Source organism: Kitasatospora sp. NPDC059327 (assembly GCF_042752535.1).
GTDB lineage: Bacteria > Actinomycetota > Actinomycetes > Streptomycetales > Streptomycetaceae > Kitasatospora.
Window position 1 is genome coordinate 1 of record NZ_JBHYYB010000071.1, and the last position, 11131, is coordinate 11131.

Annotated in this window: 16 protein-coding genes and 1 pseudogene; 2 read left to right on the plus strand and 15 right to left on the minus strand. The window is 73.7% G+C overall.

All coding sequences use genetic code 11. The features are described from left to right. A pseudogene (locus ACFXHB_RS32040) lies at positions 1 to 242 on the minus strand (XRE family transcriptional regulator); the annotation flags it as partial. Positions 243 to 341: 99 nt separating this feature from the next. Continuing rightward, positions 342 to 578: a hypothetical protein gene (locus tag ACFXHB_RS32045; protein WP_380578192.1), complete on the minus strand. Its 237-nt coding sequence runs from the start codon at positions 576 to 578 to the stop codon at positions 342 to 344. A gap of 908 nt (positions 579 to 1486) precedes the next feature. Here ACFXHB_RS32045 and ACFXHB_RS32050 point away from each other — a divergent pair. Then, on the plus strand, positions 1487 to 2311 hold the full coding sequence (locus ACFXHB_RS32050; protein ID WP_380578193.1) for a hypothetical protein: 825 nt from the start codon (positions 1487 to 1489) through the stop codon (positions 2309 to 2311). Positions 2312 to 2350: 39 nt separating this feature from the next. Here ACFXHB_RS32050 and ACFXHB_RS32055 read toward each other — a convergent pair whose 3' ends face one another. Both ACFXHB_RS32055 and ACFXHB_RS32060 read right to left on the minus strand, forming a co-directional pair. After that, positions 2351 to 2947 carry a hypothetical protein gene (locus tag ACFXHB_RS32055; RefSeq protein WP_380578194.1) on the minus strand — a complete coding sequence of 199 codons (597 nt, stop codon included), beginning with the start codon at positions 2945 to 2947 and terminating at the stop codon, positions 2351 to 2353. Further along, entirely contained in the window at positions 2944 to 3612 is a 669-nt protein-coding gene (locus tag ACFXHB_RS32060) for a hypothetical protein (RefSeq protein ID WP_380578195.1), read from the minus strand. The genes ACFXHB_RS32055 and ACFXHB_RS32060 overlap by 4 nt, the downstream gene beginning before the upstream one ends. Positions 3613 to 3731: 119 nt before the next feature. On the opposite strand from ACFXHB_RS32060, the gene ACFXHB_RS32065 reads away from it, so the two are divergent. Then, entirely contained in the window at positions 3732 to 4154 is a 423-nt protein-coding gene (locus ACFXHB_RS32065; protein WP_380578197.1) for a hypothetical protein, read from the plus strand. Positions 4155 to 4561: 407 nt separating this feature from the next. Here the strand turns inward: ACFXHB_RS32065 and ACFXHB_RS32070 are convergent, their stop codons facing one another. The 11 genes from ACFXHB_RS32070 to ACFXHB_RS32120 all read right to left on the minus strand — a co-directional run bounded on the left by ACFXHB_RS32070 (position 4562) and on the right by ACFXHB_RS32120 (position 10988). After that, on the minus strand, positions 4562 to 5476 hold the full coding sequence (locus ACFXHB_RS32070) for a hypothetical protein (protein WP_380578199.1): 915 nt from the start codon (positions 5474 to 5476) through the stop codon (positions 4562 to 4564). Then, positions 5473 to 6321 carry a ParA family protein gene (locus ACFXHB_RS32075; protein ID WP_380578201.1) on the minus strand — a complete coding sequence of 283 codons (849 nt, stop codon included), beginning with the start codon at positions 6319 to 6321 and terminating at the stop codon, positions 5473 to 5475. The genes ACFXHB_RS32070 and ACFXHB_RS32075 overlap by 4 nt, the downstream gene beginning before the upstream one ends. A 215-nt stretch (positions 6322 to 6536) precedes the next feature. Beyond that, positions 6537 to 6980: a hypothetical protein gene (locus ACFXHB_RS32080; protein ID WP_380578203.1), complete on the minus strand. Its 444-nt coding sequence runs from the start codon at positions 6978 to 6980 to the stop codon at positions 6537 to 6539. A 104-nt stretch (positions 6981 to 7084) separates the two neighbouring features. Next, a complete protein-coding gene (locus tag ACFXHB_RS32085) occupies positions 7085 to 7810 on the minus strand; it encodes a hypothetical protein (protein WP_380578205.1) in 726 nt (241 codons plus the stop codon). Between the two features lie 48 nt (positions 7811 to 7858). After that, entirely contained in the window at positions 7859 to 8188 is a 330-nt protein-coding gene (locus ACFXHB_RS32090; RefSeq protein ID WP_380578207.1) for a hypothetical protein, read from the minus strand. Positions 8189 to 8299: 111 nt separating this feature from the next. Next, a complete protein-coding gene (locus tag ACFXHB_RS32095; RefSeq protein WP_380578209.1) occupies positions 8300 to 8800 on the minus strand; it encodes an AAA family ATPase in 501 nt (166 codons plus the stop codon). Positions 8801 to 8832: 32 nt separating this feature from the next. Further along, entirely contained in the window at positions 8833 to 9297 is a 465-nt protein-coding gene (locus ACFXHB_RS32100; protein ID WP_380578211.1) for a protein kilB, read from the minus strand. Further along, a complete protein-coding gene (locus ACFXHB_RS32105) occupies positions 9297 to 9800 on the minus strand; it encodes a hypothetical protein (protein ID WP_380578213.1) in 504 nt (167 codons plus the stop codon). Before ACFXHB_RS32105 ends, ACFXHB_RS32100 begins: the two co-directional genes overlap by 1 nt. A 119-nt stretch (positions 9801 to 9919) precedes the next feature. Then, positions 9920 to 10342 (minus strand): hypothetical protein, encoded by a 423-nt coding sequence (locus ACFXHB_RS32110; RefSeq protein WP_380578215.1) that lies wholly within the window; start codon positions 10340 to 10342, stop codon positions 9920 to 9922. A gap of 43 nt (positions 10343 to 10385) precedes the next feature. Further along, positions 10386 to 10631, minus strand: coding sequence for a hypothetical protein (locus tag ACFXHB_RS32115; protein ID WP_380578217.1), 246 nt, complete (start codon positions 10629 to 10631; stop codon positions 10386 to 10388). A 117-nt stretch (positions 10632 to 10748) separates the two neighbouring features. Continuing rightward, a complete protein-coding gene (locus ACFXHB_RS32120) occupies positions 10749 to 10988 on the minus strand; it encodes a hypothetical protein (RefSeq protein WP_380578219.1) in 240 nt (79 codons plus the stop codon). Positions 10989 to 11131 lie beyond the last annotated feature (143 nt).

Consider the following 11131-nt stretch of genomic DNA (forward strand, 5'->3'; position numbering starts at 1 on the left):
TGGTCGTCGAGACGGGTGACGAGATCGGCGTATCCGTGGGTCACGCGTCCTTTCCGTTCCAGGTCCTGTTGGGCCCAGCGGGCGGCTCTCCAGAGGCGGCGTGCGGTGGCGATGTCGGCGCCGCACGCCAGGGTGAACTGCTCCGTGACGTTCCAGGTGGGCACGGTGCCGCTCGCGGCTCGGGAGAGGATCGAGGCGCTGATCTTGTCTGTCGTCTTCGTGGCCAGCGCCGTGTAGCTCACGCCGAGGCGTTGGCGTCGCTCTCGGAGCCAGCGCGCCAACGCCTCGGATTGTGGTGTGTCTGCGGCGATGGGCTTCTCATGCCGCCCCATGGGTGGGGGTTAGAAGCCCTGGGCCGGGTTCGGGTCGGGGTCGCGCAGCGCCTTGATGGTGCGGCCTGCGAGGAAGACCAGGCCGCCGGCGACCTCGATGGCGCCAACCATCGGCTGGCCGAGCGCCATCAGGGCGGCGGCCAGGGCGAGGATGACCACCACGATGATGACCTCGCCGGTGGTCAGGTTCTTGGGCCGGGCCGGCACGGGGCCGGGGGCGGGGTACGGGGGGACGACGATCGTCACTGCGCTGTCCTATCGTTCGGTTCTTGTAGTCAGGGCCGAGGGAGGGGTGCGCGCCCACGGGAGGCGCGCACCCTGGCTGCACCGCGATCCGACGTACCCATGAGGGGGCGTCAGGCACGGGGTGGGCTCCATTACTTGGTCGCTCGACAGGGGATTCCGGCCCCTGAGCGTCGAACAGTCAGATCTAAGCACCTGTAACCCCGTAACTACAATCTGCTCTCAACACGCCCGGGGGTTTGATTCAGAAACATCCATCCGAAGCGTCACCCGTCCGGGGTGTTTCGACCTGTGGTCGGTGGACTCGGACCGGAAGACGCTCAGCTGGGCGGGGTGGACATCGAGGATTCATGCAATCTCGTCCAAGGCGTGCTTGCCCGGTACCGCCGCCGGTGACAATCTCTCAACAACGCTGATTCTGGTTCTTTCAGGGCTGGATCCTCCCCTGGCGTCGTGGGCTCCACCATGGAACAGGGACTGGGCCCGCGAATTCCGGCGCGATCCCACGAGGGTGGCCGCACCCCTTTTACGGGTGCGGCCACCCTCCGCCATATCTCGGCGACGACACCCGGCGGGATCGGCCGGCGCCTGCCCGGCGGCGACCCTCACCACCGCGCGCCGGACACCACCCACACCCGACACGCCCTGCCCGCCGGCGGTCCCGGACGGCACCCCGGCTATGCCAGGCCGGCGCCCGCCGATTCCCCCGACCGCCTCTCGATGCCGACGCCCTCCTCCGCCGCGCAGACCGCGCCAGTGCCGTCCGGCAGCCACAACTCCGCGGAGCGGGCCCGCGCGGCCGACCCCCGCCCGAACACCGTCACCCGCGCCCGCCGGCCTCGGTCCGCGCACTACCGTGCCGGTCATGACGGCAGGCGGACGCCCTGCGGCAGGAAGGGAACGACGTGCTGATGGTGATGAGCCAGAACATCCAGTACGGCGCCGGCACCGACGGTCGGTGGGCCGGGCTGGTCGAGCTCGTGCGCGAGGTCGGGCCGCAGCTGCTCCTGCTCCAGGAGGCCGACCACCTGGCCGACCCCGCGGCCGCGGCCGCCGCCGCCGAGGCGTTCGGCATGGAGCTGGCCGTCGCCCCGTCCCGCAACCTGCCGGTCGCCGTCGCCTGGGACCCCGCGCAGTTGCGGGTCGAGAACGTCGAGACCCGGTACACCGGCGAAATGCACCACGGCTACGCCGCCGCCCGGATCGCCCCATGGGGCATCGCCGCAGAACTCCCCGCCCCGCTCGTCGCGATCAGTGCCCACCTGATCCCCTACTCCGCGCAGGCCGCGGCGGTGGAGGCGCAGATCCTCGCGGCCCGTGTCCACCGGCACGGCGGCATCGGGCTGATCGGCGGGGACATCAACCACCCGACGTTCGACGACCCCGAGCCGGACTGGGAGACGGTCCGCCCCTACAACAGGTCCGCGCGGTGCCGGCGACGCGAGCGGCCCGGCGACCCGTGGGCGAGCGACCGGATCGTCGGCCAGGTCCTGCGCGACGCCGACCTCACCGACGTCGCCGCCCACCTCGCCGACCTGCGCGGTGACCCGCTGCTGCGCCGGCCGACGGCGTGGCACGGCGGCCTGCGGGTCGACCAGGTCCACACGACCGCGGCACTGACCCCAGCGGTCGTCGACTACCGGGTCATCGCGCACGACCACAGCGACCACCACGCCGTGATCGTCGACCTCGACCTCACCCGGGTCGACGCCGGCCCTCTCGGCGACTTCACCTGACCCCGGACCGAACCCTCCGCGGGCCCGGCCGGCGCGGGGTCAGAAGTCCAGCCCGAACCGGGGCATCAGGGCGTAGCCCAGGCCTTCCTGGTAGGCGATGCCCCAGCGTCGGGGGCCGTCCATCACCATCCAGTCCGGGGCGTCGGCGGGCAGGCTGTGGTCGGTCTGCAGCCCCTGCCAGCAGATGGACACCGGATCGCCCGGGTTGCGCGGGTCGTGGCCGGCCGCGCTCACCAGGGCGTCCCAGCGGGCGGTCACGTCGAGGACGGTTCCGTCGGGAGGGACGGCGAGGAGCGCCTCGACCTGTGCTCTGGTGACCGTCGCCGGCGCGGTCCCGGTGTCCGTCGCGATCAGGTAGAGGGCCAGGGCGAGCGTGGCGGCGCCGTCGGCGAGGACCGGGCTGTCCCAGATCATCTCCCGCCCTTGCCACGGCGCGGAGGTCAGCTCCAGGACCCGGTCCCAGGCCTGGCCCCACTCCGGTGGGCCTCCCACCGCCCGTCGCTGCCGGTCCCGCAGGTCGTCCAGCAGTAGCGTCATGCCGTCATCCTGACTCACCCTCACCACCGCGCGCCAGACACCACCACGGCGCTCGGCGGCGAGATCGGCAACGGGCACGGGGGCGGGTGCCAGGTTCACGCGGACTCCCCCGGGGCGGCCGGGGCCGGCGGCGCGACAGGCGCCGCGGGCATGTCCGCCTCGGCGTCGGCCGCCGGCTCGGACCGCGGCAGCGGGCGCAGGGTGACACCATCGGCAACTACCCAGGCGGCCGCCTTGTCCTCGCCCCAGCGGGCATGGGCGATCCAGGGCAGCCCGGGTCCGGGGCGGCGGCGAGCGGTGACCAGGACCGAGCGCCACGCCCCTTCGGCGCGGAGCCAGGCCAGACGCCAGCACCGGTCGGCCGGGTCGGTGCCGGCCGGGCCGGCGAGCTCGGCCGGCACCCGCACCGCGTCCCGCCACGTCCCCGAGTAGGGGGCGATGGCCGGGGCCGGGTCGGCGGGCTCGGGCACAGGGCGGATCCGGTCCCTGTCGAACAGGAACCACCCCCACGACTCCGCGCCCGGCCCCGCGCCTTCCGGGCCCCAGGTGACGTGGACGACCCACACCGCGCTGCCCGGCGGGCGCCGCCACACCGTGAGCAGCCCGGGCCGCCACCGGCCGCCGAGGCGGATCTCCACCAGCCGCCACCTGCGCACGTCCCGGGACGCGCCGGGCAGGGACATCAGCTCCCGCGGCGCCCGCTCGGCATCACCCGGCCGCTCAGGCGAACGGGCGGGGCTGGAGAACGGCACGGCGGAAGTCATAGAACTATTGTTCGATAAGCTGCCGGAGTGATCAAACGTCAGCTGCACGGCCGTCCCGGGGCCCGCCCGGACCCGCGGCCGGTAGCGTGACGCCAAACCCCACCCCGAAGGACACCCCCATGCGCCCTGCCCGTGTCCAGCACCTGCTCCTCGACGCCGCGGCCGCGCTGCCCGGAGCCACGGCGCGGACCTTCGCCGACGCCGGCCACACCCGGCATCCCTTCGGCGTCGTCGTCGACACGGGCGGCCGCACGTCACGGTGGCAGGTCGCCGTCCTGAACGCCCCGGGCGAGACCTGGAGCGACGAAGACGATCCGGCCCCGGTCCTGGGCGAGAAGCCGCCGGCGATGGAGATCCCGGCCCTCACGAACGACCCCGCCACCGTCGAGCGGGCCCTCATCGCCCAGCTGCTCGCGACGGACCCGGGCGAGATCGCCTCCGTCGACCTCTACTCCACCCGGCCCACCCCACCCGCCGTCGGACACGGAGCCACGATCACCTTCCACGACGGCTCCCGCGCCTTCATCAACCACACCCGCTGACCCAGCCGACAGCTGCCCGCCGACTAGCCCCGATAGACCCGCCGGGCTCCGGAGGCCGCGGCTGACGGCCCAGCGCCGACGGCCGCCCACACGACGTCCATCCTCCGCTGGACGTGCAGGCAGCCGTGCTCAGCGCTCGTCCGGCTCGCCCAGGCTCCAGCCGCCGATAGCCGCGATCGGCCCACGCCAGACCGGCAGCGGTCCACCAGGCGAGGTGACCTGAACCGAACCGGGTCACGGGCTGTCCCCGCACCAGTCCCAACGGAATCGAGAAAAGTGTTCTTGCCTGTAGGCGGCACTGCGGCGCATGGACCTGAGCCGATGTCCGGGGCTCGGGTAGGGTGCATCGAGTACGCAAGAGGGCGCCCGGCCACCACAATTGGCCGGGCGCCCTCTTCGTGCTGTGCTCAGCTGGCGGCCTTCTTCATCCGGTCGAAGACCGCGTCGAACACCCTGCTGTCGCTCTCGTCCGCGAACGCCGCGAGCAGGTGGGCGAGGACCACCTGGCGGTCGATGCGCCCGCGGTCGAGCCGGTCGGCGAGGGCTACGGCCCGGCGGTCGACGTCCCGCTTGAGTTCGGCCGGCAGGGCTGCGGACGGCTTCGGCTGCGGGGGATCCGCCGACTCGATCGCGTCGTTCAGCGTGTGGGCGATGACCTCCGGGTCGTCCTCGTCGCTGAGGGCCAGGTCGCCGGGTAGCAGCCGCACGGTCTCACGGATGCGTTCGGCTGTGACCTTGTCAGTCCCGACGGAGTTGACCACCAGCTGGTAGACGCCGACGGCGGCCTTGAGGCCGTGCCGGTTCTTGAGCGGCACCAGCTCGCGGACCTGCCCTTCGGGGGCCTTGTAGCCGCGGGCGTTGAGAACCTCGCCGAGCTCCCACCCCGCGCGCAGCTTGCTGCACCGCGACTGCTTGATGCCGTGCTCGACGCCCGCCCACTCCTCGATCGTGGCGTAGCGGCGGGTCGGCTCCAGCTTGTGCGGGAGGCGGCGGAACAGCCTGCCGACGGCCATGGTGTCCAGCGACTTGCCCGCCACCCAGTAGGCGGTGGACAGCAGCTCGACGCCTTCGACGCAGGCCGCCAGGCGCTGCTCCTCCTCCGGGGTCAGGTCGCCGTCGCCGGAGGGCTCGACCGGGTCGGGGATCTTGTCGAGGCCGGGGCGGGCGGCATCGACCGCCGCCTTGATCTGCGCGGCCATCTGCTGGTCGGCTGCGAACCGGCGTTCCTCGTCGGCGCGCTCGGAGGTGCTGACCAGGGTCTTGGCGGCGGCCTCGGTGGCGTCTTCGTCGTCCCAGCCGTCGATTTCGTACTCGCCGCTCACGCCGCCTTCACCAGCCCGGCGTTGACGGCGATCGTACGGAAGAACGAGGCGGTATCGGTCTTGGGCCGGTGCTGGACGACCGGCAGGCCGACGGCGCGGGACTCCTTGAGGTCGGTCGACCGGATCGGCACCTCGCCGATGCAGCGGATCCGTGGGTGCTGCTGGAGCTGCCTGTAGATCCGCGCGTCAATGTCCCCCATCGGCTTGACGATGCGCCCGATCACCAGGCCGAGGATCGTGAGGGCGTCGTCCGGGCGTTCTGCCTTGCGCATGACGGCAATGTGCTGCGCCGTCTGCATCTTGACGGCCTTCATGGCCCACTCGTCTACGTCCACCAAAATGACCGCCCCGTCTGCGGCGGCGGTCTGGGCGTCCGTGTCGGTGTCGATCGCCGGGCGCAGATCGAGCAGGACGAAGTCGTAGAGGTGGAGGACGTGGGCGAGCAGCCGGCGGTAGAGGCCGATGCTGCTGCCGTGCTCACGCATTCGGGACGGCAGGAAGACCATGTCCATCGAGGCGGGCAGGATGTGGATGTTCGGCACCTTGGTCTCGGCGATGAGGGGCCGCGGGTCGCCCATCTGCAGGAGCACGGTGGCCTGGGTGGGGCCCTTGTCCTCGTCGAGCAGCGGCACCTTGCACGCCATGGTGGCGTTGCCCTGCGGGTCGCAGTCGACCACGAGAACGCGCCTGCCGTGCTCGGCGAGGGCGCCGGCGAGGTTGATGGTGGTGGTTGTCTTGCCGACGCCGCCCTTCTGGTTGCACATGGCGATGATGTACGCCTCGCCGGGGCGTGGCCCGGGCAGGACTGGGGCGCCGAGAACGGGCGCTGTTGCGATTTCGGTCATGCAGGGACCATAGCCACTGGCACCGCTGCCGCAGGGCGGCACCTCCGGGCAACCCCCTGACGAGTGGCCCCCTCACGCTTTCACACCCGTCCGATCAAGATCGTTTTTGTACAATTGGACAAGAATGATCTTGGTCGGGCTCCTGAAACGCAAAAGGGCCCACCTCCTCCCGGTGTCGACACCGAGGGGAAGCGAGCCCTTCACTGCGCTGGGGATCAGGCAGCGGCGAGGACACCGACGTGGTCGAGGCCGATCGCGCGACTAACGGCGTCAAGGGTGTCGGTCCAGTCGCCGGCGTGGTGAATGGCGCGGTCGTCCACATACGCGGCCGCGCCGAGCTTGGTGTTGGTGACCAGGATCGGACCGCCGACCGCGGTGTAGTACGCCCTGCCCGGCGACGGGTCGACGAATGCTTCCAGCCCGGAGTACCAGGTGACCCAGTCAGCGATCTCCGGCAGCCACACTGAAGCCCGCGCAGTGTAGACGAACACGGCTCGACACCTGGCAAGGGTGCGCAGCGCGTCGATGGCGCCGGGCTGGGGCAGGCCGATGCGGCCGCCGAGCCAGGGGCCGGGCTGGGTGAGTGTGCCGTCCAGGTCCAGGCCGACGGCCTGGCTGGCGGGGCTGTCGGGGGTGGGGGCGATGACGGAGCGGGTCACGGGGTCCTCCAGGGCTGCGGGGCGGTTCGGGGAGGAGCGCCCGGCCCGGCCTCGCGGTGCGGGGCCGGGCCGGGTCGCTGCTGGGTCGTCGGGCGTAGCGGGGGTTAGAAGGGCGGTTCCTCGGAGTAGGCGCCCATGAAGTGGGCCTGGTCGTCCTCGTTGTCCTGGTCGCGGTGGTCGTGCGGCTCGTGGTCGCCGTAGTGGTAGTGCTCGTCTTCGTCGTCGTCGGTCTCCGGGGTGAGGGTGCCGGCTTCGGCGAGGCGGTCCAGGAGGGCGACGATCTCGGCGAGGGTGTGGACCTCGATGGGGCGCTCGCCGTCGGGGACGAGGTGGTAGGTGCGTGTGCCGGTGCCGTACCGGTCGCTGGGGGCGGGCAGGCACAGCAGGTGGGCGTCGGGGGTCAGCTCGCAGGTCGCGGAGCCGTCGGCCTGGCCGGTCCAGTTGGTGGGCTTGGTGAGGCTGCCGGAGGCGTGGTCGAGGGTGTGGGCGCGGGTGGCGGCGCGGTGGGCGGCGTCGGCGGCGGCTTCGGTCGTGAGCCGCTCGGGCGAGGGGGCCTGGGTCGGGGTGGTGGTCGTGGTGGCGGTGTAGCCGTAGGTGGGCAGGCCGAGGCGGGCGCGCAGGGGGCGGCGGATCAGGGTGGTGGCCTGGTCGGCGAGGCAGAGGGCGAGGGCGCCGGCGGCCGCGGTGAGGGTGAGTCGGGTCTCGGTGGGGCGGTTGGCGAGGGCTCGGTAGGTGGCGAGGCCGGCGCCGGCTCCGGCGAGGACGGTGGCGGCGCTGTCGGCGGTGTCCAGGGCGGTGGTGAGCAGGCGGTGGCGGGCGGTCTCGGTCATCTCGGGCTGTCCTTTCGTTCGGGGTGGTGCGGGGCGTGTCGGGGGTGGTCAGGTCCAGGCGCCGGTGGGGTCGTCGCTCACGGGCTCCGGTCCGGCCGGGGCGGCCGGGGCCGGCTGGTTGAGGAGGGCGAGGAGGAGGTCGGCGACGGCGGGGATGCCGACGCGGATCCACGGCTGCGGGCAGCAGTCGTACAGGCCGTCGACGCCGGGGTGGATCGGGGTGCGGCCCCGGTGGTCCTGGCCGCAGGTCGGCGCGATGGCGGGCAGGTCGTCGAGGCGGACCAGTCGCCAGGTGCCGGGCAGCGGCCGGCCGGCGTGCCGCTCGATCTCTCGCCGGGCGGCGGCGCGCAGCGTGGGCAGGTCGGGGGAGGAGGTCATCTGGTGGCTCCGTGTTTCCGGTGCGGGGCTCGGCCGGGTGGCCGCGCCGCGCACCAGAGCGCCCCGCCCCGGGTGGGGTGCCGGTGGCGGGGCGCGCGCTGGTGGGCGGCGTCAGGACCCGGAGAAGCGGTGCAGTCGGACCTCGTCGAACCCTTCGCCGGCGAGCAGCTCGCGGGCCGAGCGGGACATGCGGTGCTGGTGGCGCAGGACGTCCTCGGGCACCCGCTGCTCGGCCGGCCTCGCCCGGTTCCGCTCGACGCAGAGGGGGAGCGGGGCGTCGAAGTGGGCGGCGATCACGCGGCGGCCGTACTGGTGGGCCAGCTCCACCAGCTGCGCCCGGTGGTGGGCGGACAGGGACGTGTTGTCGACGTACGTGGTGGCTCCCCTGCGCAGCCTGGCGAGGAGGATCTGGTGCTGGAGGAGGACGGCGTCGGCAGTCGCGTCCTGGTCTCCCGGCGCGGAGACCACGGCGCGCAACCGGTCCAGGCTGACGATCTGGTGCGGGGGAACGGTGCGCAGGGCCGAGCTCTTGCCGCTGGCGGCGCAGCCGATCATGCAGACGACGTCACCGGGCTGGACGGGGTCGAGGGGGCGGGCCTGGTCGGTGGTCACGGCGGGTTCCTCCGGGGTGGTGTGGTGGCTGGTCAGGCGAGTTGCTCGGCGGCGGCGGCCACCAGGCGCTCGCTGGTGGCGGCGGCCTCGGTGCGGGCCTTGTCGAGGGCGGTGTGGTCGGCTGCCGCGCGCATGGCGTAGGTGGCGCGCGCGGCCTTCTGGGCGGCCTGGGCGAGGGCGGGCGCGAGGATGGAGAGGGTGACCAGCGGGGCGGTGATGTCGGCGCGGGTGCGGTGGCTCTCGCTACGCGCCTGCGCGTACACCGCGTCGTCGGCGCCGGTGAGGCGAAGCCGTTCGCGGGCCCACATGGTGCGGCGGTGCGCGGCGAGGGCGGCCACCAGGGCGGTGACGGCCTGGACCAGGTCGCGGCGCCGGTCCTGCGCGGTGCGCTCGGTCCGCTCGGCGCGGGCGGCCCGGTGCTGGAGCGCGGTGACGGTCAGGGTGCCGGCGAGCGTGCCGACGACGCCGACCAGGGCGATGGTGAGCTCGGCGGCCATCAGGCACCGGCCTGCCGCGGGGCGGGGCGGCGTCCGGTGAGCGCCTCGGGGCGCCGGGACCACCGCACGTAGTCGACGGCGCTCGCCGCGTAGGTGGTGGTCATCATGCTGCCGGAGCGGTCGATCGCGTCGTGCAGGCTGTCCAGGCGCTGCCAGGCGAGGCGCAGCTGGTCGAGCAGCCAGGTCCGGTCGTCGTCGGTGAGGTCCGGTCCGCCGGTGGCGATCGTGTCCAGGCGGCCGGTGTCCTGGACGCCTGCCGCGAGGAAGCGGTCGACCCGCGCCGCTTCCTCGGCGGTGAGGAGGTCGGCGAGGCTGCGGGCCTCCTCGGCGCTGGGGTCGTCGTGGTAGACGGCAAAGGAGCGCCGGTCGAGCGCGAGGCGGGCGAGCTCCCAGTCGGAGGCGTCGGCCAGGGCGCTGTCCTGACGGTAGGTGCGTCCGGGTCGGGCGAACGGCGCGTGGACGGGCGGGGCGGGGCGGGTGGGCGGGGCGGTGTCGGTGGTCACGGAGCCTCCTTGTCGGGTGCCGGCCGGGCGGCCGCGCCGCGCACCACCGCGCCCCGCTGTCCCGGCCTGGGTGGCGGGGGTGCGGGCGCGGTGGTGGGCAGCGTGACTGCCGGGACAGGTCAGCTGTGCTGGAGTGCGGTGGTGCTCTCGGCGAGGGCGGGCAGCGCGTGGGAGGCGGCCTCGGCCACGCGCAGGCGGAGTTCCTCGGCGGCCCGGACGGCGTCCAGCAGGTCCTGGTAGAGGCGGCGCTGGTCGGGGTCGTGGAGGTCGAGGTGGGTCTCGGAGGCGGCCGCTGCACTGCAGAGGTAGCCGACGATGCCGGCCGCCTCGCGGTGCAGGCCGAGCAGGCCGGGCTGGAAGTCCGCCGGCGCGGTCGACCTCTCCAGGGCCCTGGCGAGGTCGGTGGGCCGGCCCTCGTTGACGGCGTCGAGGTCGGCCTCCAGCGCGGCGGCCAGGGCGGCCGGGTCGTGGAGCGCGGTGTGGTGGCCGAAGCGGCGGAGCAGTCGGGCGGGCAGGAGCGGGAGCAGGTGGCGGCGGCGCATGGTGAGGGGTCCTCTCCGGTGGTGGCGGGCGGGCGGTGCCGGGTCAGTCCAGGCCGGCGCGCAACTCGTCGGCGCGGGCCTGGGCGCGGCGCGCCATCTCGGGGTTGGCGGCGGCGCTGCGGGCGGCGGCCTCGGTGAGGGTGCGGATGAGGGCCTGGCGGGTGGCCTGGTCCAGGGGCGGCATGGGGCGCCCGTCGCGGCGCGCGGCCCAGCGGGCGGCGAGAGGTTCGAGGTCGCGCAGGTCGGTGGGGTGCTGCGGGGCGGCCGGGGTGCTGTCGTGCTGGCTCATCGGGGTGTCCTCTCCTGTGTCGGCCGGACGGCCGCGCCGCTCACCACGGCGCCCGCCGCCCCGGCCTGGGTGGCGGGAGCGGCGGGCGCCGTGGTGGGCAGCGTGACTGACCGGACGTCAGTGGAGGGCGCTCCAGATGATCAGCAGGAGCACGCCGACGGTGATGAGGACGGCCTTCGGCGAGATGCTGGTGGTGGACTGCAGGCGCCGTATCTCGGCGTGGATGGCGTCGCACTCGGCCTGGATACCGGCGTGGGAGTGGCTGCCGGGGGTGAGGCCGGCCAGGATCGCGGCGCGGTGGTGGAGCTTCTCGTAGAGGGCGGCGATCTGTGCGTCGCGGGATACGGCCAGGGCCACGGCGGGTGCCTTCCGGTGGGCGGTGCTCGGCGGGTGGGGTGGTGCGGCCGGGGCCGGCGCGGTGAGCAGGCCGACGGTCTTCCACGCGCCGTAGACGGTGTCCGGGGTGAGCGGGTACGTCTGGTGGGCGATGAGGTAGGCGT

Bases quoted from the DNA above. Each gene is read 5' to 3' on its own strand.
- ACFXHB_RS32065 (WP_380578197.1), top strand. From the start codon at position 3,732: ATGCGCCCTGCCCGTGTCCAGCACCTGCTCCTCGACGCCGCGGCCGCG.
- ACFXHB_RS32050 (WP_380578193.1), top strand. From the start codon at position 1,487: ATGGTGATGAGCCAGAACATCCAGTACGGCGCCGGCACCGACGGTCGG.
- ACFXHB_RS32100 (WP_380578211.1), bottom strand. From the start codon at position 9,297: ATGGCCGCCGAGCTCACCATCGCCCTGGTCGGCGTCGTCGGCACGCTC.
- ACFXHB_RS32075 (WP_380578201.1), bottom strand. From the start codon at position 6,321: ATGACCGAAATCGCAACAGCGCCCGTTCTCGGCGCCCCAGTCCTGCCC.
- ACFXHB_RS32115 (WP_380578217.1), bottom strand. From the start codon at position 10,631: ATGAGCCAGCACGACAGCACCCCGGCCGCCCCGCAGCACCCCACCGAC.
- ACFXHB_RS32085 (WP_380578205.1), bottom strand. From the start codon at position 7,810: ATGACCGAGACCGCCCGCCACCGCCTGCTCACCACCGCCCTGGACACC.
- ACFXHB_RS32060 (WP_380578195.1), bottom strand. From the start codon at position 3,612: ATGACTTCCGCCGTGCCGTTCTCCAGCCCCGCCCGTTCGCCTGAGCGG.
- ACFXHB_RS32090 (WP_380578207.1), bottom strand. From the start codon at position 8,188: ATGACCTCCTCCCCCGACCTGCCCACGCTGCGCGCCGCCGCCCGGCGA.
- ACFXHB_RS32110 (WP_380578215.1), bottom strand. From the start codon at position 10,342: ATGCGCCGCCGCCACCTGCTCCCGCTCCTGCCCGCCCGACTGCTCCGC.